The sequence below is a fragment of the Devosia ginsengisoli genome, from assembly GCF_007859655.1.
Classification (GTDB): domain Bacteria; phylum Pseudomonadota; class Alphaproteobacteria; order Rhizobiales; family Devosiaceae; genus Devosia; species Devosia ginsengisoli.
In genome coordinates this window covers 880,190-900,540 of the sequence record NZ_CP042304.1, presented here as the reverse complement: position 1 = coordinate 900,540, position 20,351 = coordinate 880,190, and the positions used below count along the sequence as shown (strand labels likewise).

The following is a 20,351-nucleotide window of genomic DNA, read 5'->3' as shown; positions in this document are numbered from 1 at the left end:
AATCCGTGCCGTGCCCCTGAGGCAACACAGACGTATAATACCACATCAGAACACAAATTCCTCATCACGCTGCGGCGCAAAGAGCGGCGGCAGAACGGCGTTGAACTCGGCTCGCGCCGTGACCTGCCCGCCAGACCTGACGAAAACATGGGCCACCGAAACGGCCCCCGTACGGATCAGCGCGACGAGACGCCCACCATCGGCAAGCGCCGCAGTGAAGGCGTCCGGCACGCTATCAAGCGCGCCCTGCACCATGATGACATCGAAACGGGCCTTGCCGAGGCGCTCGATACCGCCGGCAATGACGCTGGCATTGTCGAGGCCCAGCGCGGCCAGATTGGCCGATGCCGTCGCGGCCAGCCCGGCATCGGGCTCGAGGCCGGTGACGGCGGCAGCGAGGCCGGCAATGATGGCGGTGGAATAGCCGGTGGCGGCGCCGATATCGAGGACGGTATCGGTCGGGCTGATTTCGGCCAGCTTGAGCAGCTTGCCCAGCGTGACCGGCGCTGCCATGAAGCGGTCGCCGAGCCACTGAATGTCGTCTATATAGGCCAGGTCGCGCCGCTCGGGGGCGACGAAATTTTCGCGCTTGATAGCGCGCATCCGCGCCAGAATCGGCGCATTGGTGACACCGCCGCTGCGCAGCTGGTTCTCCACCATTTGCGCCCGTGCGCGTTCGAAATCGACCATGAAGACAGCCCTGCCCGGCTCAAACCATATGCCGGACGTGAATATCGTCGGGTGCGGGGCATGGCAAGGGCCGAGAGGGCGTTGCGGCAAAATGGCGGTGCATGGCGGGTATGCGGGCCGGATCGAGAGGCGTCGGGTTGGGCTTTCCCTTACCCCCGGCAGATGCAAGCGCTCAGGAGCAGGTAGTCACCTGGTTTGAGCAGGTCCGCGTTGCCCAGCCGGTCAGGGGGGTGTCGAAGAATGTGCCTTCGACCTGAACCCAGTCTCCCTGGCAGGTAAGGATTCGGCTAACCCCAAACGAATCCGCCCCGCCGATGTTCCCCTCCGCATCCTCGTGGAACAGCCGGGCCACGACCGGGCTGTCGTCCGAGGGGGCGGCATGTAAATCGTCATGCAGGACAAGGCCGAGCATCCGCCCGGAAACCCAGCCCTCGCCGGCAAAAACGTCGGTAGTTTCATCTGACTCGTAGTCGATCAGCACGGCCTGATCGATCCTGAACCAGCCATCCTTCGCTCCGGTGATCGAGACTTCGCCGCCGACAGGGATCTGGCCGATGATCGCGGTATCGCTTCCGGCGCCGGCCCGGATATTGAGCCCGTTCGGGTCGGTATCGTTCGACCAGGCAGAGATTGTGCAGGCGGCAATTTCGGACGCTGCGGTGGGGACCGATATGGCACAGAGCGCGAGCACCGGCAGCAGGATCGCGACGGTGCGTGTGCGAAACAAAAAGTGGCTCACGGACGCCCTCCCGGAAAATAACTCTTTGGCAACCCGATACCTTGCATAAGAAAGGGCGCTGGACTAGAACCCCGCGCCAGAGGCCACGTGGCGGAGTGGTTACGCAGCGGATTGCAAATCCGCGTACTCCGGTTCAATTCCGGACGTGGCCTCCATCAATTTTCCAAATATTCCTTAGGTGATTGCCGGTCGTTCCCACGCCCGCATGATTTGCCGTGAAATGATGTTTCCGCTTCACCGGAACGGCGGGCTTGCATAGGTTGCTGGCTCGCATGGGACGAGGGCACAGCGTGAGCCAAATGACGATAACCGGCGGCAGCCGGCGCGACTATCTGCAACCTGTCATGGCCGGGGCGCTGGCCGCCATTGTGGGCTATGCCAGCACGTTCACGCTGGTGCTGGCGGCGCTGACGGCGACCGGGGCCTCGCCGCAGCAGGCGGGCTCGGGGCTGATGAGCGTGTGCATCGCCATCGGCATTCTCAATATCGTGGTCAGCGCACGGGTAAAGCTGCCTGTCAGTTTTGCCTGGTCGACGCCGGGCGTGGCCTTCATCCTGACAGTCGGCGAGCCGGTGGGTGGTTTTCCCGCGGTGGCGGGGGCATTCCTCGTGGCGGCGGGGCTGATCGTGCTGACGGGACTGATCAAGCCGCTGGCGCGGCTGATCGGGGCCATTCCGGCGCCGCTGGCCAATGGCATGCTGGCGGGCATGCTGTTCACGCTGTGCCTGGCGCCGATCACGGCGGTGGCGGAAATGCCCATGCTGGCGCTGCCGATCGTGCTGGCCTGGGTCATCGGGCTGCGCTTTGCCAAGCGCTATGCGGTGCCGATTGCCGTGGTGGTGACGGGGATCGTGCTGGCGCTGACGACGAACCTGCCGGCGGGGGCGCTGGATGGCAGCTGGCCGAGCCCGGTGCCGGTCATGCCGGTGTTCACGCTGGACGCGATCGTGCGGATCGGGCTGCCGCTCTATATCGTGACCATGGCGTCGCAGAACCTGCCGGGGCTGGCGGTGATGCGGGCCAATGGCTACACGCTCAAGCCCGCGCCGTTGTTTGTCATGACGGGGCTGGCCAGCGCGGTGACGGCGTTTTTCGGCGGGCATAGCAGCAATCTGGCGGCGATCACGGCGGCGATCTGCGCCGGGCCGGAGGCGCATCCGGAAAAGGCCAAGCGCTGGCCGGCACCGATTTCGGCGGGCGTTGTCTATCTGCTGCTGGCCCCGGCCGCGAGCCTGGCTGCAGCCTTCATCGCCGCCTCGCCGCCGCTGCTGATCCAGGCGGTGGCGGGACTGGCGCTGCTGTCGAGCCTGACGGCGGCGCTGTCAGGCGCATTGGTGATGGAGGAGACGCGGTTGCCGGCGGCACTGACCTTCATCACCACGGCGTCGGGAATCACCATTATCGGGGTCGGCGCGCCGTTCTGGGGGCTGGTGGCGGGAATCGGCATGATGCTGTTGCTGCGCTTCGGCATACGCCCCGAGCCGGAGACGACGGGCAAGTGAGCTTGCCGCATGGCGTGATCATCGCGGGAGGCAGAGGCGAGCGGCTGGGCGGCGTGCGCAAGGCGGATTTGCGGATCGGCGGCAGGCGGCTGGTGGACCGCGTGGCCGCGGCGTTGGGGCCAGTGGCGCCGCCGCTGATGATTGCGGTGGGGCCTGAGGATGACGGGCGCGGACGGCGGGATGATGCGGTGGCGGTAATCGACCTGGCTGCGCCAGTCGGCGGGCCGCTGGCGGGATTGGCGGCGGCGGTGGCGGCTTTGGAGGCGCGGGGAATCGGCGATGGACTGCTGATGTCGGCGGCGGTGGATACGCCGTTTCTGCCTGATGATTTCGCGGCGGTGATGATCGAGGCCCTGGGCGATGCACCGGCGGCGTTTGCCGGCTGGGGTGCGGATTTTTATCCGCCCAATGCGATCTGGCGGATCGCGGCGCTGGCGGACCTGCCGAGGCAAATCCTGGCGGAGACGGCACCACGAAGTCTCAAGGGATTGCAGGCGGCGATGGGTGCGCGGCGGGTGGACTGGAGCGGCCGGTGCGCGGCCGATCCGTTTCTCAATGTGAATACGATGGCTGATCTGCTGATGCTGGCGAAGCGCACGCACCCGACAAAGGCATAGGCGGGTGCATACCCCCACCCTGCTCGATTCAACGGACTTAGCCGGGCTAAGTCCTATCTCGCTTCCCTCCCCTCAAGGGGGAGGGTAAACTCCACTCCGGCGCGAACCCGAAGCGACTTTTGCACATCTGGGCGAAAGGGCTTGGCAAAGCAAAACAAGTTCGGTACATGGACCTCGCTTCCGGCACGGAGGCATCGATGTTCCGCGATAGCTCAGTTGGTAGAGCGTTCGACTGTTAATCGAATGGTCGCTGGTTCGAGTCCAGCTCGCGGAGCCATTTCCCCCTAAATCACCGATAGTCTCAGGCGTCGCTGTCGCGTTCGATATCGGCTGCCAGTTGTTCGGTCTCGCTTTCGGTGAGATCGGTCTGGCTGCTGCGCCAGATGGTTTCGCTGCGCAGATCGCCGTCGCGCAGCACCACCGCGACTTCGGCGCCCTCGACCTTGCCGGCTGCGGCGATGGCGGCCTCGATGGCGGCACCCCGGCTGGTGAAGGGCGCGGTGACATCGCCCCGGAAGCTGAATTGCCAGGCACTGTCTCGCTGCGAGACGACGAAATGATCGGTGCTCATGATTTCCTCCCGTGCGACAAAACGCGGGCGCGCCATTGTCGTTGCATGGGTGGGGACCATTGCCAGAGCCGGTGGAGCGGGGTACGGGTGCCTGCACATATTCCAGCCATTTTTGGACTTCTCTCCCATGGACGCCGTTTCGGCCAAGACTGCACCTGCCGTGCAGCAGACATCGCTCATCATCATCGTCGCGGTCAGCGCCTCGCACCTGCTCAATGATTTGATGCAGTTCCTGCTGCCGGCGCTCTATCCGCTGCTCAAGGATGCCTATGGGCTGGATTATGTGCAGATCGGGCTGATCACGCTGGCGCAGCAGATGACGGCGTCGCTGCTGCAGCCGGTGGTCGGCTATTACACCGACAAGAATCCCATGCCCTACGCGCTGGCCGTCTCGATGGTGTTTGCGCTTGTCGGCGTGGGGCTGATCGCCACGGCGAACAGTTTCGGCCTGCTGATCCTGGCGGCCATGGTGGGCGGCGTGGGCTCGGCCATTTTTCATCCGGAAGCGTCGCGCGTGGCGCGGCTGGCTTCGGGTGGGCGGCTGGGCTTTGCGCAGTCGCTGTTCCAGGTGGGCGGCAATGTCGGTACGGCGGTCGGTCCGCTGGCCGCCGCCTATTTCCTGCTGCCGCGCGGGCAGAGCAGCACGGCGTGGTTTGCACTGGTGGCCATCACGGCGCTGGTGATCCTGGCGGCGGTGGGGCGGTGGTATGCGGCGCATCAGCGGGCGAGCTCGGGCAGACCGGTGCTTAAGGCGGCGCAGCAGGTGCTGTCGCGGCGGCGGCTGACCATGGTGTTCCTGGTCATCGGGGCGCTGCTGCTGAGCAAGTATGTCTATATTTCCTCGATCACCAGCTATTACAGCTTCTTCCTGATCGAGAAATTCGCGCTCACCGCCGAGCAGGCGCAGCTTTATCTGTTCCTGTTCCTCGGGGCCATCGCGGCCGGCACCTTTATCGGCGGGCCGGTGGGCGACCGGTTCGGGCGGCTGACGGTGATCTGGTGCTCCATCGTGGGCGCCCTGCCCTTCACGCTGCTGCTGCCGCATATGAACCTGTTCGGTACGGCGGTGGTGAGCGTGCTGGTGGGGCTGATCCTGTCTTCGGCCTTTTCAGCCATCGTGGTCTATGCGCAGGAACTGGTGCCGGGCAAGGTCGGCATGGTGGCAGGCTTCGTGTTCGGTTTTGCCTTCGGCATCGGCGCCATCGGCGCGGCCGTGCTGGGGGCGCTGGCCGACCAGATCGGCATCGTGGCGGTGTTCGGGCTCTGCGCCTTCTTGCCGTTCCTCGGTTTCCTCACCATCTTCCTGCCACGACACGCGGAACTGCATGGGAAAGAGGCGGCGGCATGAGCAATGGCATGGAAACGGACGGCGAAAGCCAGATCACCCTGACGCGGACCATCGACGCCCATATCGATGACGTGTTCGCGGCCTGGACCGACCCGGCACTGATCGAGCAATGGCAGGCCGACGAGGCCGAACTCGATGCCTTCGAGGGCGGCGAATACACATTCACCACCTTTGGCGACGACGAGGACCCCGAAGACCATGTCGTGAGCGGAGAAATCCTGCAATTCGTCGAGAACGAAAAGCTGGTCATGAGCTGGGTCCACAAGGATGGCGAAGGCGATGATGCAGAAGAATTGATCTTCGTGCTCGAAATCGCCTTCAAGGCCATTGGCGACGAGCAGACCCGCGTGACGCTGACCGAACGCGGGCTGGCCCATGCCGACCCGGAATCGCGCATCTTTTCGATGGAAGCGTGGAGCGCGGCGCTGGAGCATCTGGCCGAGGTGATGGAATAGTCCCGGGCGACCCGTGGACCATTACCAATGTCATTCCCGCGAAAGCGGGAGCCTCGGTTGGCAGGACAGTCCACATAACGGAGGTTCCCGCTTTCGCGGGAATGACCCGGTGAAGGCAGGAATGATATTGCGTGGGCGAGCCATTGGCGCACGGACGTTGCGCGGCGCCGGAGCGTGGCGAAAAGCCTTGCCGGATGAGGCGGTTAAGGCTTGCCGGAGGACGGGCTCACACCTAGCATAAGTCTTTCATCGACCTGCCAGATTGATCCATGTCCAAGCACCTAGACCTGATTTCCGCCATCGGCAACACGCCGCTGATCCGTCTCAACCGGGTGTCCCAGCTCACCGGTTGCGAGATCTGGGGCAAGGCTGAATTCCTCAATCCGGGCCAGTCTGTGAAGGACCGGGCGGCCCTGTTCATCATCCATGATGCGGTGCAATCGGGCGCGCTCAAGCCGGGCGGCACCATTGTCGAGGGTACGGCGGGCAATACCGGCATCGGGCTGACGCTGGTGGCCAATTCGCTGGGCTTCAAGTCGGTGATCGTGATCCCCGAGACGCAGAGCCAGGAAAAGAAGGACGCGCTGCGGCTGTATGGCGCCGAGCTGATCGAGGTTCCGGCCAAGCCCTACAAGAACCCCAATAATTACATCAAGATTTCCGGACGCCTGGCCGAAAAGCTCAACAGGGAGCTGCCTGGCGGCGCCATCTGGGCCAACCAATTCGACAATGTCGCCAACAGGCGCGCGCATGTGGAGACGACGGGGCCGGAAATCTGGCAGCAGACGGGCGGGCGTATCGACGGCTTCATCTGCGCCGTGGGCTCGGGCGGCACGCTGGCGGGCGTGGCCGAGGCGCTGCGGGCGCGCAGCAAGGATGTGAAGATCGGACTGGCCGACCCTGAGGGCGCGGCGCTCTACAATTTCTACGCCAATGGGGAGCTGAAATCCTCGGGCAATTCGATTACCGAGGGCATCGGCCAGGGGCGTATCACGGCGAACCTGGAGGGGCTGACGATCGACAATCCCTACCAGATTTCCGACGCAGAGGCCCTGCCCTACATTTTCGACCTGCTCGAACATGAGGGCCTGTGCCTGGGCGGATCGAGCGCGATCAACATCGCCGGCGCGGTGCGCATGGCGCGCGACCTGGGGCCGGGCAAGACCATCGTCACCGTGCTGTGCGACTATGGCAACCGCTATGCCAGCAAGATCTTCAATCCGGAATTCCTGCATGGCAAGGGCCTGCCGGTGCCGGGGTGGCTCGAAGGGCGGACGCCGATCGATATTTCCAGTGTGATCGAGGCGGAGTAGCGATCACCCAGTCGGCCAGGTGATCGCTGGTGCTTGCCGTTAGTTGGTGGGCGGCTGGCGGAAGTCGAGATTGGTCGGGCCCGGGAGAATGCCACCCCGATTGGCACTCACAGGCGTTGCCGCATCGACCGTGTCCAGCGCGAAGCGACGGGACCAGACCTTGCCGAGACCCTTGAGGTAGAAGCCGTAGTGCAGACTTGTTGCCTCAGCGGGAATGTCGAATACGACACTGCGTTCGGTCCAGTCGCAGTTGCCCTTGAGCGGCCCGTCCTGGGTGCGGAACTCCAGATTGTCGAACTGGATGGTGCCCTTGGGCCCGTCGACGCGGAACCAAAGCGTTGCTCCCGTCGAAACTTCGTCGGTCCGCAGGTCGCCGGACAACCGCAGGCGTTTGCCGCGGAATGAGGTCGCATCGGCGCTCTGCATGACGGTGCAGAAGTCGTCGCCGCGGATCTGCCCGGCAAGCTCGTCGCGATGCATGATGAGAACAGTTCCCGGTCGGTCGGGGTCCAGCCCAGCATGATAGAATGCAGGGCTCTTGCCGCTGAGGAACCAACCGGCGGGCAGCGGAGCCGGCTCTTTATCCTCTGCCTCGATCCGGGCGCTCAGGATGTTCCAGTTGGCGACACCGAACTGGCGCGCGACCAGTTCGAGGCATTCGCTGTGGCTGAGGTCTATCTGGCGGTCGGCCAGCCCCTGCCGCAGGAGCTTGGCCATGAGTTTTGCGTCCATGAAGTTGTGCATGGTTTGAACCTCTCACATGGGCAAGGACGTCGAAGTCAGCGCTCGCATTACTGACGGCTTGCCCTGACATCGGGATCAAACCAGCAGGACTATCGTGCATTCACCCTCCCCTGTCGGGGGCGCGAGCGGCCGGCTGCACAGGCACAAAGTGAGACTACGCCGCGCGATGATGTTGTCAACGGCCGGCATTGTTCAATCATGCCACGCTGATAGAGTGGCGCCCTCACGACTCCGGGGCGGTGCTTTGATCGGTATCGAGTATTTTCTGGCTACGCTTCTGGCAGAGTTTCATGTCGTGGCCGCGATCATGGCTGCGGTTTATGTGCTGGCCTTTGTGTGCGCGGTGCGCGAGATCATGAATTCGCGGACGTCGCAGGGGTCCATTGCGTGGATCCTGGCGCTGGCGCTGCTGCCGCTGCCCACGGTTTTTCTCTACCTGCTGTTCGGCTGGAAGGCGTTTGACGATTATGCCACCGACCGCATTCGCAATGGCCGCGCCGCGCGCCCGCTGCGGGCCAAGGACCTGGCGCTGATCGACCGGGAAACCAGCCATAAGTGGCCGGTGCAGGTGAAGGTGTCGGAAGTGCCGTTTCTCAACGGCAATGACGTGGAATTGCTGGTGGATGGACGAGCGACGTTCGACTCGATCTTTGCCGGCATCGAGAAGGCGAAGGACTACCTGCTGGTGCAGTTCTACATCGTGCGGGACGATGCGCTGGGCCAGGAGCTGGCGGAGCGGCTGATCGAGCGGGCCAATGCCGGGGTGAAGGTCTTCCTGCTTTATGACGATATCGGCAGCACTGGCATGCCCAAGCGCTATCGCGCCGAATTGCGCAAGGCGGGGATCAAGGTGGCTGGGTTCAACCAGCGGCACAAATTCCTGCGTTTCTACGGGCCGACCCGGATCAACTATCGCAACCATCGCAAGATCGTGGTGGTGGATGGCGAGCATGCCTGGGTGGGCGGGCATAATGTGGGCGTGGAATATCTCGGCGACGACCCGCGCTTCGGGCGCTGGCGCGACACGCATGTGCGGGTTTCAGGACCGGCGGCTTTGGGCTGCGCGCTGCTGTTCCGCGAGGATTGGGAATGGGCGACCGGGGAAGTGTTGCCGGCTACGCCGCCCGAGACGGTAGCTACGCCGGGCGACCAGTCCGTGCTGGTGATGGGGAGCGGGCCGGCGGACAAGCTGGAAGAATGCGCCATTGCCTTTACCGATATTATCGGTCGGGCGCGGGAGCGGGTGTGGATCGTCAGCCCCTATTTCGTGCCGGATACCGATATCCGCACGGCGCTGTATGCGGCGAAGCTGCGGGGCGTCGATGTGCGGGTGATGCTGCCCAATGAGCCAGACCACAAGCTGGTGTGGCTGGCCAGCATTGCGCATGCCGATGCGATGATCGAGCATGGGGTGTCGATCTATCGCTATCAGGACGGGTTCCTGCACCAGAAGGTGGTGCTGATGGACGACCAGATCGCCTCCATCGGCAGCGTCAATTTCGACAACCGGTCCTTTGCCATCAATTTCGAGATCACGCTGTGGTTTGCCGACCAGCATACGATCGATAATGTCGAGGCCATGCTGGCGGAGGATTTCAAGCTCTGCCGGCAGGTCGACCTGAACGAGGTCCGGGGGCGCTCGATGTGGATGCGTTTCCTGACCCAGGCCGCCAAGCTGCTCTCCCCCCTGCTCTGAGATTTTTCCTGCCATGACCGAATTCCTGTTTCGCGGCGACAGCTATCTGCAATCGACCCCGACCAAGGTGGTCGCTGTGACGGAGGATGGCGGCATCGTGCTCGACCGGACGGTGTTCTATGCCGCTTCGGGCGGGCAGCCGGGGATGCCGGGACGATCACTCAAGCGGATGGGTCGGTGATGGCAATTGCCACCGCGGTGCATCCGGAAGGCGACAAGACGCGGATCGTGCATGTGCCGGCGGAAGGGCAAGGCACGGTGGCCGTGGGTGAAGCGGTGACGGCCGCTATCGGCTGGGAGCGGCGCTATCGGCTGATGCGGATGCATACGGCGCTGCATTTGCTGTCGGTGGTATTTCCGTTTGCGGTGACCGGTGGCTCCGTGGGCGAGGACAAGGGGCGGCTGGATTTCGACATGCCGGAGGTGCCCGAGGACCTGCCGGCGCTGGAGGCGGCGCTCAATGAATTAGTCGAAGGCAATCACGCGGTGACGCAGGAATGGATCACCGATGCGGAAATGGCTGCCAATCCTAACCTGATCAAGACGATGAATGTGAAGCCGCCCATGGGCCAGGGGCGCGTGCGGCTGATCCGCATCGGGGACGTGGACCTGCAGCCCTGTGGCGGGACGCATGTGAGAAATACGCAGGAAATCGGCAAGCTTGCCTTGGGGAAGATCGAGAAAAAGGGCAAGCAGAACCGGCGGGTAAGCGTGGTTTTTGCGGAGTAGATTCCGCCGATTATTGGAACACCGCCCGTTCTTCACCCCGGATGGTCACCCTCGGGCTTGACCCGAGGGCCCTGTGCTTGCGGAGCGTTCGATAAGTGAAGTGCCCTCTGGTCAAGCCCGAGGGTGACGGCCGTTGGGTGAACCGGTCCTACCCGTTTCCCTGCGGCTAGCGCACCGGCGGGGCGTAGAGTTGGCCGCCATTGGTCCAGAGGCCGTTCTGGCCGCGCAGCAGGGCGGCGCCGGTCTGGGGGCCGAAATGGCGGTCGTAGAGTTCGCCGTAATTGCCGACGGCTCGCAGCACATTGGCCATGAAGGACGGGGCGAGGCCGAGCGGGGTGCCGAAATCACCCTCCACGCCGAGGATGCGGCGCACGGCGGGGGTGCGGGCGGCGAGCAGGGAATCGACATTGGCCTGGGTGATGCCAACTTCCTCGGCATTGATCAGGGTGTAGAGCGTCCACCGGACGATGTTGAACCATTGCGGATCGCCCTCGCGAACCACCGGGCCAAGCAGTTCCTTGGAGATGCGCTCGGGCAGGATGCGATGGGCGGAAGGATCGGGCAGCGCGCGGCGGATGGCCTGGAGCTGGCGGCCGGACGCTGATACGGCCTGGCAGAGGCCGGCCTGGTAGGCGACGGCCAGGTCGGCGACATCTTCGTAGGGCACTTCGGTATAGCTGGCCTGGTTGGCGAAGAAGAATTCCTGGATACGCTCCAGTTCCTCGCCACCATCGATGACGCAGACGCTGACATCGTCGAGCTCGAAAGCCGAGACGGCGCCGAGCGATTGCGGGACGAGGAAAGCCTGTCCATCGAAGAAGGCGGTGCCGACATAGGCGGCGCCATAGAGGGTATCACGGCGCTCGGTCCAGGGGCCGTTGCGGGTCAGCACGTCCACCCTGCCGGTCTGCAGCGGCGCGAAGCGGGTTTCGCCTCGCAAAGCGCGGAACTCGATCTTTTCCGGATCGCCGAAAATGGCAGCGGCAATGCCGCGGCAGAGATCGACGTCAAAGCCCGACCAGCGGCCCTGCGCATCCTGCTGGGCAAAGCCGGGCAAGGCATTGGTGGCGCCGCAGATGAGAAAGCCGCGCTCGCGCACCAGGTCCAAGGTTTGCGCGCTTGCCGGGGCGATGGCGAGCGTCAGCAGGCAGGCAAAGCCCGCCGCCAAAGACAGCAATCGCTTGAAAAATCTGGTCAAACCGGCGGCTTTCCTTGCCTTTCACCAACATATTGGCAGGCGGAGGGATGCGGTCAAGCCGGGCAACGGATTGCCCTGTGCATTATGCACGGGCAATCCGGGATTGGGCCTCAGTGAAGGATCTGGCTGAGGAAGAGCTTGGTGCGTTCGTGCTGCGGGTTCGAGAAGAAGGCCTCGGGCTCGTTCTGCTCGATAATCTGGCCCTGATCCATGAAGATGACGCGATTGGCCACCTGGCGGGCAAAGCCCATTTCGTGGGTCACGCAGATCATGGTCATGCCGTCTTCAGCCAGCGAGATCATCACTTCGAGCACTTCCTTGACCATTTCGGGGTCGAGGGCGGACGTCGGCTCATCGAACAGCATGATGCGCGGCTGCATGCAGAGCGAGCGGGCGATGGCCACGCGCTGCTGCTGGCCACCCGAGAGCTGGCCCGGGAACTTCAGGGCCTGTTCGGGAATCTTGACCCGCTCAAGATAATGCATCGCCGTATCCTCGGCCTCGGCCTTGGGAATGCCGCGCACCCAGATGGGGGCCAAAGTCAGGTTCTGCAGAATGGTGAGATGGGGAAACAGGTTGAAGTGCTGGAACACCATGCCCACTTCGCGGCGCACCTCGTCGATGCGCTTGAGGTCGGCAGTGAGTTCCGTCCCGTTGACGATGATCTGGCCTTCCTGATGCTCCTCCAGCCGGTTGATGCAGCGGATGAGCGTCGACTTGCCGGAGCCCGAGGGCCCGGCGATGACGATACGCTCGCCCTCCATCACCTTGAGGTTGATGTCACGCAGCACATGGAAGTCGGCATACCATTTGTGCATGCCGATGACCTCGATGGCCACATTGGTCGAGGACACCTGCATGTGAGATGTGTCGACCGGGCGATCCACGGTAGTTTCGGAAACCTGAGACATTGAACTACCTCTTGTAGCCAGTATTGAGACGGCGCTCCATGAAGATGGAATAGCGCGACATGCCGAAGCAGAAGACCCAGAACACCATGGCGGCAAACAGATAGCCGGTGGTGGCCGTATTGGCGGACTGCCATTCGAGCGCGGTGTCGTTCTTGGTCTTCACCGCTTCGAGCAGGTCTTTCATGCCTACGATGTAGACAAGCGACGTATCCTTGAAGAGCGCGATGAAGCTGTTCACGATGCCGGGGATCACGTGCTTGAGCGCCTGGGGCAGGATGATGAAATACATCCTCTGCCAGTAGCCCAGGCCAAGCGAGGCACCGGCTTCATATTGCCCGCGTGGAATGGCCTGGAGGCCACCGCGCACCACTTCGGCCATATAGGCAGAGGTGAAGAGGGTGACGCCCACCAGAGCACGCAGCAATTTGTCGATGGTCATGCCCTGGGGCATGAACAGCGGCAGCATGATCGAGGCCATGAACAGCACGCTGATCAACGGCACGGCGCGCACCAGCTCGATGAAGCCGATACACAACGTCTTGATGACAGGCATCTTGGACTGGCGCCCGAGCGCCAGGACGATGCCGATGGGGAAGGACAAAGTGATGCCCACCACCGAAATGATCAGGGTGACCAGCAGGCCGCCCCACTTTTCGGTCGGCATCGGCTTGAGGCCGAAGACGCCGCCAGCCAGCAGGTAATAGCTGACGATGGGGTAGACGAAGAGGAAGAGCACCGCATTGGTGCGCTTGAACGGCACTTTGGGCATCAACAGCGGAATGAACAGCAGCGCGCCCAGGGCGAAGACGATATTGGGACGCCAGTGTTCGGGGATGTCGTAGAAGCCGTAGATGAAGAACTCCATCTCGCTGCTGATATAGGCCCAGCAGGCGCCGGCTGTTTCCATGCGGCATTCTTCGACGGTGCCGTTGGGACCAACGGCGTGACCGATGAAGAAATTGTAGATCGGTGGCACTACCCAGAGCAGGAAGAGGATGCCCAGCACCGTAAGAAGCGTGTCGAGCGGGGTGGCGAACAGGTTCTTCTGTGCCCAGGCCCACGCGCCGCTGGTGCGGTGCGGTGGCGGCTTGGCATCAACCAGATCGGAGCGGACGAATGCAAGGTCGGTCATGGCGGCTCCTACCTTTCCACCAGGCTGACGCGGGCATTGTACCAGTTCATGATCACCGAGGTCAGGAGAGAGAAGATGAGATAGACCAGCATGGTCAGCGCAATACATTCGATGGCGCGGCCGGTCTGGTTCAGGGCCGTCCCCGCGAAGACGTTGACCAGCTCGGGATAGCCGATAGCGGCGCCGAGCGAGGAGTTCTTCGTGAGGTTGAGATACTGGCTGGTCAGTGGCGGGATGATGACCCGCATGGCCTGGGGCACGATGACCAGGCGCAGCCGGTCACCCTCCTTGAGGCCGAGCGACTGGGCCGCCTCGGTCTGCCCCTTGTTGACGGCCTGAATGCCGGCACGAACCGTTTCGGCAATGAAGGACGCCGTATAGATGGAGAGGCCGAACAGCAGGGCGACGAATTCGGGGGGCAGTTGGATGCCGCCCTTGAAGTTGAAGCGCTCCAGCACCGGCGGCTCGAAAGCGACGCTGGCGCCGCTGGCAAACCAGACGAGGCCCGGCAGGACGATCAGCAGGGCAACCGAGGACAGGAATACCGGGAAGCGCCGGCCGGTGGTTTCGAGGCGCTTTTTTGCCCAGAACCGCAGCGCGATGATGGCCAATATGGCCAGAGCCACCCCGATCCAGACGAAGCCGAACTGCTCGTCGGGCATGGGGCGCGGCACGAAGATACCACGCTGGTTGATGAAGGAATCGAAGGGCAGAAGGATCGACTCGCGCACCGAGGGCATCGCCTTGAGCACGGCGAAATACCAGAAGAACAGCTGCAGCAGCAGCGGAATGTTGCGGATGGTCTCGACATAGACCGTGGCCAGGCGCGACACGATGAAATTGCTGGAAAGGCGCGCAATGCCGATGGTGAAGCCCAGCATGGTGGCAAAGATGATGCCGACAAAGGCGACCAGCAGCGTGTTGGTGATGCCGACCAGGAAGGCTTCCCAATAGAAGGAGGCGCGCGACCAGGGGAACAGCGCGAAGCTGATGTCGAAGCCGGCCGTCTTCCAGAGGAAATCGAAACCGGTCGTCTTGTTCTGCGCAGCCAGGTTGGCAGCGGTGTTGCCGACGATCCAGACGATGAAGGCAATCAGCAGGCCGGCAACGACGACCTGGTAGATGATGCCGCGGATTACCGGATCGTTGAAAAACGAAACCCTGGGGGCCGCAGCGGGCCCCGTATCAAGTGTGGTCATGTGATAGGTGTCCCCAGGCCATGACGGCCGTTCCACGCGCCACCCCGCGAGGGTGGACGACGGAACAAAAGCATCCGGCGCCCCACAAGGGAGCGCCGGGCTTGTTCAGTTTTAGCGGATCGGCGCGGCGTACTGGATGCCACCATCTTTCCACAGCGCGTTCAGGCCGCGCTCCAGCCCGATCGGGGTGGAGGGACCAACGTTGCGCTCGAAGGACTCGGCGTAGTTACCGACCAGCTTGACGATCTGGTAGGCCCAGTCCTTGGTCAGGCCGAGCGGGGTGCCGAAGTCACCTTCAACGCCGAGCAGGCGCTTGACGGCCGGGTTGTCCGAGCCAAGCATCTCATCGACATTGGCCTGCGAAACGCCGAGCTCCTCGGCTTCGAGCAGGGCGAAATAGGTCCAGCGGGCAATGTTGAACCAGGTGGTGTCACCGGCGCGGACCACGGGGCCGAGGGGCTCCTTGGAGATGATTTCCGGCAGGATGATGTGGTCAGCCGGGTTGGCGAACTTGGAACGTTCGGCAGCCAGGGCCGAGGAGTCCGTCGTGTACACGTCGCAGCGGCCGTCTTCATAGGCCTTCACCACTTCGTCCTGGTCGACGAACACCACGGTGTTGAATTCCATGCCGTTGGCGGCGAAATAGTCGGCCGCGTTCAGCTCGGTGGTGGTGCCCGATTCGATGCAGATGGCGGCGCCGCTGAGGTCGAGAGCGGAAGCAATGCCATCGGCCTTGCGAACCATGAAGCCCTGGCCGTCATAATACATGGTACCGACAAAGCTGATGCCGAGCTGGGTATCGCGGCTCATCGTCCAGGTGGTGGTGCGCGACAGCACGTCGATTTCACCGGCCGACAGCGCGGTGAAGCGTTCCTGGCTGGTCAGCGAGGTGTAGCGGACGGCATCGGCATCATTGAAGATGGCAGCGGCCATGGCCCGGCAGAAATCGACTTCGAGCCCGGTCCAGACGTTGTTCGAATCCGGTGCGGAGAAGCCGGCGACGCCGCCCGTCACACCGCATTGAAGATAGCCCTTGGCTTTCACGTCATCGAGAATGGCCGCCTGTGCCGTCGTCGCTACGAGGCCGAGAGAGGCCGCCAGAGCGATCGTTGCGAGCGTTTTTTGCATTGTATTGCCTTTTTGTTTCCTGACCCTGTCCCGGAGTTCATCAGATTTGCGTCAGCGTCTCCGGGTTGCACCACCGCCTTTGAATGGCGGTTGTGATGCTGTTAAGCATGCAAGCGTCTATTGCGTGTTGCGTCAAGGGCTGATGGCGGCTTGGGACAGCAAAGCTGTCGCTTAATTAGCCACGTATCGCGAAATGATCTGATTTTGAGCAGTGAGCCTACAATGAATGACAAGAAAAATGGCAGCATTTCCGGTGCGTCAGTAGAGACAGTGCTGACTCATGGGGGGCGCGAACCCAGCGAGCAGTTCGGCTTTGTCAATACCCCGGTTTATCGGGGCTCCACCGTATTGTTCAAAACGCTCGCCGATATCGAGGCGCAGCAGCAGCGCTATCTCTATGGCAGGGCCGGCAATCCCACCACCGAAGGCGTCGAGGCCATCGTTACAGAGCTGGAGGGGGCGTATCGCACAAGGCTGGTGCCATCGGGGCTGGCGGCGATCACCATTGCGCTACTGAGCTGCGTCAAGGCGGGCGACGACGTCCTGGTCAGCGACAGCGCCTATGAGCCGGGCCGGGTCTTCTGCGATGGTTTTCTGGCGCGGATGGGGGTGACGACCCGGTTTTACGATCCGCGCATCGGGTCGGGACTGGCAGCGTTGATGCAGCCCAATACGCGCGCCGTGCTAGCCGAAAGCCCCGGCTCGCTGACTTTCGAAGTGCAGGACGTTCCGGCGCTGGCCAAGGCCGCGCATGACGGGGGTGCCCGACTCATCGTCGACAACAGCTGGGCCAGCCCCCTTTACCACCAGCCGCTGGCGCTGGGGGCCGATCTCGTCGTGCATGCCGGCACCAAGATGTTCGTAGGCCATTCCGACGCCTTTGCCGGCACGATCTCGACCACCGAGGCGGCCTGGGCCGATGTGGAGCGCACACGGGCGCAGCTCGGCTTTTTCACCTCGGGGGATGATGCATTCCTCGTGGCGCGCGGGTTGCGCACGCTGGCAATCCGCATGAAGGAGCATCAGGAGCGGGCGCTGGACATTGCGGGCTGGCTCGAAGGGCAGGACGAAGTGATGCAGGTGCTGCATCCGGCTCTGCCGGCCCATCCGGACCATGCCCTGTGGCAGCGTGACTTTACCGGGTCGGGGAGCCTGTTCAGCGTGTTGCTGGCCCCTGCCCCGCGCGCTTCGGTGGCGGCGTTTGTGGATGGGCTGGAACTGTTCACGATGGGCTATTCGTGGGGCGGCTTTGAAAGCCTGTGCACCCCGGTGAAGCTGGGCAAGAACCGGACGGCCAAGCCCTGGACCGCCGAGGGGAACCTGTTCCGCCTGCATGTGGGGCTGGAGGGCGTCGAGGACCTCAAGGCGGACCTCAAGGCCGCGATCGACCGCTATGCAAAGGCGCGCTGAACGGAGCGCCTGATGGCGACGAAAGGCCGGCGGGTGATGCGGCCATCGGGGTGCCTGGTGAACAGCCAGCCGCGGCGGGCGAAGACATTGCGTACCAGATAGGCGCCGAGCATGCCGACGATGAGCCCGGCGAAAACGTCGGTGGGATAGTGCATGCCCACCGGCACGCGCGAAATGCCGACCACGGCGCCGACGACGAAGAACAGCGGAAACAGGCGCGGCCAGAGGAAGCCGATGGTGAAAGCCAGGGCAATGGCCGTGGTGGTATGGCCGGACGGGAAGCTCTGGAACTGCCAGCCATTGAAGAGATGCTGGAACGAGAAGGCGCCGGAAATCTCGAATTCGCTGGGGCGGCTACGACCGATCAGGCGCTTGAGCAGGTTGGCGATGAGACCCGGCACGCCGACGCCGAGGAAGATGAAGCCCGACAGCAGCGTGATTTCGATGGCGACGAGGCGCGCCAGATGTTTCAGCAGCAATGCAGCGGGCAGCGCGAGAATGAAGACGGCCAGCGAGGGGATGAGCACCCAATCCGACAGGCCGTAATCGGTGATGAAGAAAAACGGCGCACGCCACTGGTCGGGCCAGCCGATGGCGCCGCGCGAAGCCCAGATATCGATCTGCGACAGCAGGGCAACGCCGAGCACGACGCCCAGACAGAACCACGGCCAGCGGCGACTATCGAGGCCCAGGGGCCAAGGCTTGGTGAGATCGGTCATGCCGATGGTTTTGCGGGTGATGCCCCCTGCCCGTCAATAGTGCGAAGGGCCGCATCGGCTGCTTGCCCTTTGCAACCGAACACGGTAACGGAATGAGCGATCTCGGAGTGTAGCTCAGCCTGGTAGAGCACCGGTTTTGGGAACCGGGGGTCCAAAGTTCGAATCTTTGTACTCCGACCATCGCACCTGCATCGTGTTGAGGACCTTGCATGACCGCCCGTATCTACCGCCCGGCCCCTAACGCCATGCAGTCGGGAAAAGGGAAATCCAGGCATTGGGTGCTGGTTTACGAACCGGCCAGCCCGCGCGAAATCGATCCGCTGATGGGCTATACGAGCTCGGGCGACACGCGTCAGCAGGTGCGGCTCAGCTTCGAATCGCAGGAAGAGGCGGAAGCCTATGCGCAGAAGAGCGGCATCGCCTATTCGGTGCAGCCGGCGCATGACGCCACGCCCAAGCGGCAGAGCTATCCCGACAATTTCCGCGCCGATCGCAAGACGCCCTGGACGCATTAGAGGTCCCGGCAACAGGAATGATGCAACGCGCCACAAGTGATTGTGGCGCTTTTGTTTTCGGGAGACCGCATGGATAGCGTGCTGTTGATCGTGCTGGTTGGAGCCGTCGCAGCGGGGTTCGCCCAAGGCGTATCCGGCTTCGCCTTTTCGCTGGTGGCCCTGTCGATCTGGGCCTGGGCCATCGACCCGCAACTGGCGGCCCCAATGGCGGTCTTCGGCTCCCTCATCGGCCAATTGGTGGCCCTGCCCTGGGTGTGGCGCGGATTTGATGTCAGGCGCCTGCTGCCGCTTGTCATCGGCGGGCTGATCGGCGTGCCATTCGGTGTGATGCTGCTGCAGTGGGTCGATCCCACACTGTTCAAATTCGCGCTGGGCGTGTTCCTGCTGCTCTATTGCCCGGTCATGCTGCTGCTGCCGGCGGATTATGCCTGGCGGCATGGTGGGCGGATAGCCGATGGCACAGCCGGGTTTGCCGGCGGCATACTGGGCGGACTGGCCGGGATTTCGGGGCCAGTGCCGGCGCTATGGACCGCTTTGCGGGGCTGGGACAAGGATACGCAGCGCGGCGTGCTGCAGGCGTTCAATATCGCCATGCATATCATCACGCTCAGCGCCTATGCCCTGTCAGGCGGCATTACCAGCGAAGCGCTGGTGATGTTTGCCTGGATCGCGCCGGCGCTCGCTATTCCGGCGGTGCTGGGCGTGTTGCTGTTCCGGCGGCTGGCCATGCAGACCTTCCGCCGCCTGATTCTGCTATTGCTGCTGGTATCGGGAGTGACGCTGGTCTGGGGCAGTGTTGCCGCCTGGCTCTAGCCTTTAACGCCATACGCCCTATCTTGGACAGGACGACATCGAGGACCAGTCCATGAAACTATCGGCTCGCTGCCTGCTCCCTGCCTTTGCCACGCTTGGCCTTGCTTTGCCCGCACAGGCCCAGCCGGCCATGTGGGAAGTTCGCGACGATGACAGCGCGATCTGGTTGTTTGGCTCGTTCCATGTGCTGCCGGAGGGGACGGCGTGGCGAACGGAGCTGTTCGACACCCTTCTGGCCGATGCCGACAGGATCGTGTTCGAGACCGATATCCGCCCGGCGGCGGCGGCGCAGGTGGGCGCCGAGGCCTATATGCGCGGCGTCTATACCGATGGCACGCTGCTGACCGACGTGCTGGGGGAAACGATCGAGACGCAACTGCGCGCGAAGGCCGCCGATATCGACATGCCGATGGGTATGGTGCAGGCGATGAAGCCGTGGCTGGCTGCCAACACAATCACGGTGCAGGCCATGGCCGGCAAGGGTTTTGCCGCTGATGGCGTGGAACTGCTGCTGCTGCCCGACCTGCCGGAGGAGCGGCTTGGCTTCCTCGAAACCGGCAGCGAGCAGCTGGAAGTGCTGGCGGGCGCGTCGGATGAGGAGCAGGTCGCCATGCTGGTGGCGACGCTGGACCAGCTCGATACGCTGCCCAAGGTGATGGACAAGATGCTGCGCAGCTGGATGAGCGGCACGCCGGACCAGTTGAGCGATGCGTTCATCACCGGGATGGGCGGCTATGAGGCGGGTTTCCTGGAGCGGCTGCTCTATGCGCGCAACCGCAACTGGATCGCGCCGATCGAGACCATGCTGGCTGACAACAGCGAGAACCTGATCGTGGTGGGCGCGGCCCATCTGATCGGGGACAGCAATGTGCTCGAGCTGCTGGAGCAGGCCGGGTATGCGGTTGAACGGATACAATAAGTT

General features: G+C 63.3%; 22 protein-coding genes and 3 tRNA genes. 15 read left to right on the top strand and 10 right to left on the bottom strand.

Annotated features, from left to right (window positions below; translation table 11 throughout):
• Nucleotides 1-45: 45 nt before the first annotated feature.
• Both FPZ08_RS04415 and FPZ08_RS04410 read right to left on the bottom strand, forming a co-directional pair.
• Nucleotides 46-690: a protein-L-isoaspartate O-methyltransferase family protein gene (locus FPZ08_RS04415; RefSeq protein WP_146288856.1), complete on the bottom strand. Its 645-nt coding sequence runs from the start codon at nt 688-690 to the stop codon at nt 46-48.
• Nucleotides 691-862: 172 nt separating this feature from the next.
• Nucleotides 863-1,429, bottom strand: a complete 567-nt coding sequence (locus tag FPZ08_RS04410) for an SH3 domain-containing protein (protein WP_146288855.1) — start codon at nt 1,427-1,429, stop codon at nt 863-865.
• A gap of 81 nt (nt 1,430-1,510) precedes the next feature.
• Here FPZ08_RS04410 and FPZ08_RS04405 point away from each other — a divergent pair.
• The 4 genes from FPZ08_RS04405 to FPZ08_RS04390 all read left to right on the top strand — a co-directional run bounded on the left by FPZ08_RS04405 (nt 1,511) and on the right by FPZ08_RS04390 (nt 3,825).
• Nucleotides 1,511-1,584 (top strand) — tRNA-Cys (locus FPZ08_RS04405).
• 144 nt (nt 1,585-1,728) lie between these two features.
• Nucleotides 1,729-2,931 carry a benzoate/H(+) symporter BenE family transporter gene (locus FPZ08_RS04400; protein WP_210246879.1) on the top strand — a complete coding sequence of 401 codons (1,203 nt, stop codon included), beginning with the start codon at nt 1,729-1,731 and terminating at the stop codon, nt 2,929-2,931.
• Nucleotides 2,928-3,548, top strand: a complete 621-nt coding sequence (mobA, locus tag FPZ08_RS04395) for a molybdenum cofactor guanylyltransferase (RefSeq protein WP_186767204.1) — start codon at nt 2,928-2,930, stop codon at nt 3,546-3,548. The genes FPZ08_RS04400 and mobA overlap by 4 nt, the downstream gene beginning before the upstream one ends.
• A gap of 201 nt (nt 3,549-3,749) precedes the next feature.
• Nucleotides 3,750-3,825, top strand: a tRNA-Asn gene (locus FPZ08_RS04390).
• Between the two features lie 24 nt (nt 3,826-3,849).
• On the opposite strand, the gene FPZ08_RS21835 is transcribed toward FPZ08_RS04390, so the two are convergent.
• Nucleotides 3,850-4,119 (bottom strand): DUF2188 domain-containing protein, encoded by a 270-nt coding sequence (locus FPZ08_RS21835; protein ID WP_186767203.1) that lies wholly within the window; start codon nt 4,117-4,119, stop codon nt 3,850-3,852.
• Between the two features lie 127 nt (nt 4,120-4,246).
• Here FPZ08_RS21835 and FPZ08_RS04380 point away from each other — a divergent pair, with 127 nt between their 5' ends.
• From FPZ08_RS04380 to FPZ08_RS04370, 3 genes are all read left to right on the top strand, one after another.
• Nucleotides 4,247-5,467, top strand: a complete 1,221-nt coding sequence (locus FPZ08_RS04380; RefSeq protein WP_146288852.1) for an MFS transporter — start codon at nt 4,247-4,249, stop codon at nt 5,465-5,467.
• A complete protein-coding gene (locus FPZ08_RS04375) occupies nt 5,464-5,922 on the top strand; it encodes an SRPBCC family protein (RefSeq protein WP_146288851.1) in 459 nt (152 codons plus the stop codon). The genes FPZ08_RS04380 and FPZ08_RS04375 overlap by 4 nt, the downstream gene beginning before the upstream one ends.
• A 269-nt stretch (nt 5,923-6,191) precedes the next feature.
• Nucleotides 6,192-7,235, top strand: a complete 1,044-nt coding sequence (locus FPZ08_RS04370) for a cysteine synthase A (protein WP_146288850.1) — start codon at nt 6,192-6,194, stop codon at nt 7,233-7,235.
• A 39-nt stretch (nt 7,236-7,274) separates the two neighbouring features.
• Here the strand turns inward: FPZ08_RS04370 and FPZ08_RS22965 are convergent, their stop codons facing one another.
• Complete coding sequence (locus FPZ08_RS22965; RefSeq protein ID WP_425457570.1) at nt 7,275-7,967, bottom strand: glyoxalase superfamily protein; 693 nt, start codon at nt 7,965-7,967, stop codon at nt 7,275-7,277.
• 307 nt (nt 7,968-8,274) lie between these two features.
• Here FPZ08_RS22965 and cls point away from each other — a divergent pair, with 307 nt between their 5' ends.
• The 3 genes from cls to FPZ08_RS04355 are packed head-to-tail and all read left to right on the top strand — an operon-like array spanning nt 8,275 to nt 10,404.
• A complete protein-coding gene (gene cls, locus FPZ08_RS04360) occupies nt 8,275-9,675 on the top strand; it encodes a cardiolipin synthase (RefSeq protein ID WP_246132801.1) in 1,401 nt (466 codons plus the stop codon).
• Nucleotides 9,676-9,688: 13 nt separating this feature from the next.
• The gene (locus FPZ08_RS22755) at nt 9,689-9,856 is read left to right on the top strand and encodes a hypothetical protein (RefSeq protein ID WP_342780163.1); all 168 of its coding nucleotides are present in this window, start codon (nt 9,689-9,691) and stop codon (nt 9,854-9,856) included.
• Nucleotides 9,856-10,404, top strand: coding sequence for an alanyl-tRNA editing protein (locus tag FPZ08_RS04355; RefSeq protein WP_342780162.1), 549 nt, complete (start codon nt 9,856-9,858; stop codon nt 10,402-10,404). The genes FPZ08_RS22755 and FPZ08_RS04355 overlap by 1 nt, the downstream gene beginning before the upstream one ends.
• Before the next feature lie 166 nt (nt 10,405-10,570).
• Here FPZ08_RS04355 and FPZ08_RS04350 read toward each other — a convergent pair whose 3' ends face one another.
• From FPZ08_RS04350 to FPZ08_RS04330, 5 genes are all read right to left on the bottom strand, one after another.
• Nucleotides 10,571-11,602 carry an amino acid ABC transporter substrate-binding protein gene (locus tag FPZ08_RS04350; protein WP_146288848.1) on the bottom strand — a complete coding sequence of 344 codons (1,032 nt, stop codon included), beginning with the start codon at nt 11,600-11,602 and terminating at the stop codon, nt 10,571-10,573.
• Nucleotides 11,603-11,712: 110 nt separating this feature from the next.
• Nucleotides 11,713-12,513, bottom strand: a complete 801-nt coding sequence (locus FPZ08_RS04345; RefSeq protein WP_146288847.1) for an amino acid ABC transporter ATP-binding protein — start codon at nt 12,511-12,513, stop codon at nt 11,713-11,715.
• 4 nt (nt 12,514-12,517) lie between these two features.
• On the bottom strand, nt 12,518-13,645 hold the full coding sequence (locus FPZ08_RS04340; protein ID WP_056229630.1) for an amino acid ABC transporter permease: 1,128 nt from the start codon (nt 13,643-13,645) through the stop codon (nt 12,518-12,520).
• Nucleotides 13,646-13,653: 8 nt separating this feature from the next.
• On the bottom strand, nt 13,654-14,844 hold the full coding sequence (locus tag FPZ08_RS04335) for an amino acid ABC transporter permease (protein ID WP_146288846.1): 1,191 nt from the start codon (nt 14,842-14,844) through the stop codon (nt 13,654-13,656).
• Nucleotides 14,845-14,955: 111 nt separating this feature from the next.
• The gene (locus FPZ08_RS04330) at nt 14,956-15,972 is read right to left on the bottom strand and encodes an amino acid ABC transporter substrate-binding protein (RefSeq protein WP_056229623.1); all 1,017 of its coding nucleotides are present in this window, start codon (nt 15,970-15,972) and stop codon (nt 14,956-14,958) included.
• A gap of 222 nt (nt 15,973-16,194) precedes the next feature.
• On the opposite strand from FPZ08_RS04330, the gene metC reads away from it, so the two are divergent.
• Nucleotides 16,195-17,382, top strand: coding sequence for a cystathionine beta-lyase (gene metC / locus FPZ08_RS04325; RefSeq protein WP_146288845.1), 1,188 nt, complete (start codon nt 16,195-16,197; stop codon nt 17,380-17,382).
• Here the strand turns inward: metC and FPZ08_RS04320 are convergent.
• Nucleotides 17,364-18,101, bottom strand: a complete 738-nt coding sequence (locus FPZ08_RS04320; RefSeq protein ID WP_146288844.1) for a phosphatase PAP2 family protein — start codon at nt 18,099-18,101, stop codon at nt 17,364-17,366. The genes metC and FPZ08_RS04320 overlap by 19 nt on opposite strands.
• A gap of 103 nt (nt 18,102-18,204) precedes the next feature.
• On the opposite strand from FPZ08_RS04320, the gene FPZ08_RS04315 reads away from it, so the two are divergent.
• The 4 genes from FPZ08_RS04315 (at nt 18,205) to FPZ08_RS04300 (ending at nt 20,348) form a co-directional block, all read left to right on the top strand.
• A tRNA-Pro gene (locus FPZ08_RS04315) sits at nt 18,205-18,281 on the top strand.
• Between the two features lie 29 nt (nt 18,282-18,310).
• A complete protein-coding gene (locus FPZ08_RS04310) occupies nt 18,311-18,616 on the top strand; it encodes an ETC complex I subunit (protein WP_146288843.1) in 306 nt (101 codons plus the stop codon).
• A gap of 69 nt (nt 18,617-18,685) precedes the next feature.
• Nucleotides 18,686-19,429: a sulfite exporter TauE/SafE family protein gene (locus FPZ08_RS04305; protein ID WP_146288842.1), complete on the top strand. Its 744-nt coding sequence runs from the start codon at nt 18,686-18,688 to the stop codon at nt 19,427-19,429.
• Between the two features lie 52 nt (nt 19,430-19,481).
• Nucleotides 19,482-20,348, top strand: a complete 867-nt coding sequence (locus FPZ08_RS04300; RefSeq protein WP_146288841.1) for a TraB/GumN family protein — start codon at nt 19,482-19,484, stop codon at nt 20,346-20,348.
• Nucleotides 20,349-20,351 lie beyond the last annotated feature (3 nt).